The sequence below is a fragment of the Alcanivorax sp. HI0083 genome (assembly GCF_001635175.1).
Genome location: NZ_LWFX01000188.1, coordinates 1 through 576, shown reverse-complemented (window position 1 = coordinate 576; position 576 = coordinate 1). Strand labels below are relative to the sequence as shown.

General features: G+C 54.7%; 1 protein-coding gene. It reads right to left on the bottom strand.

Annotated elements, in window-relative coordinates; all coding sequences use genetic code 11:
* The coding region (locus tag A3754_RS02015; RefSeq protein ID WP_197468384.1) for an AraC family transcriptional regulator ligand-binding domain-containing protein at positions 1 to 364 on the bottom strand (364 nt) is incomplete at its 3' end.
* Positions 365 to 576 lie beyond the last annotated feature (212 nt).

Genomic DNA, 576 nt, shown 5'->3' with positions numbered 1-576 from the left:
CATCGCCATCACGCTCAATGCGTGACTGAAGGCTTAGCTCGAACAAGTCGTAGAAGCGAATACCCCGCTCCACCGCCGCCCCCAGGTTCGGGCAGTTGATCACCGCATGAGCCATCATGGAGAAGGTGCCGGGCTTTGATTTTCGGCCCTGACCAAACCCCAGAAACTCGTCCTGGGTCTGAGTCATGATCAGCAACATCATCCGGATAAAGGTATCCCTCTCAATGGTCCCATCCGGATCATCCAGTACTTGCCGGGGAATATTACACTTGTCCAGAATCTCGGGAATGCTGGCACCGGAACGGGCGGCGCCCTGCAATAGCTTCACTACCCGATTAATATTGATCGTTCTGCGATGGTACATCGACCTCCACCCTCACACCTTAGGCGGCCTCTGAATAACGCCTCGCTCTCCGGGGCTTTCAGGCTGGCACATACTCGTTGTTGCAATTTTCTGATGAGTGGACACACCGTCAAAATTGCGCCTGGATTGTGAGCCAGCCTGAAAGCCTGAGCCTGCAAGGCATTATTCAGCGGCTCTTGGCATTGCCATTAAGCGAATCCGTACCCGTCAGC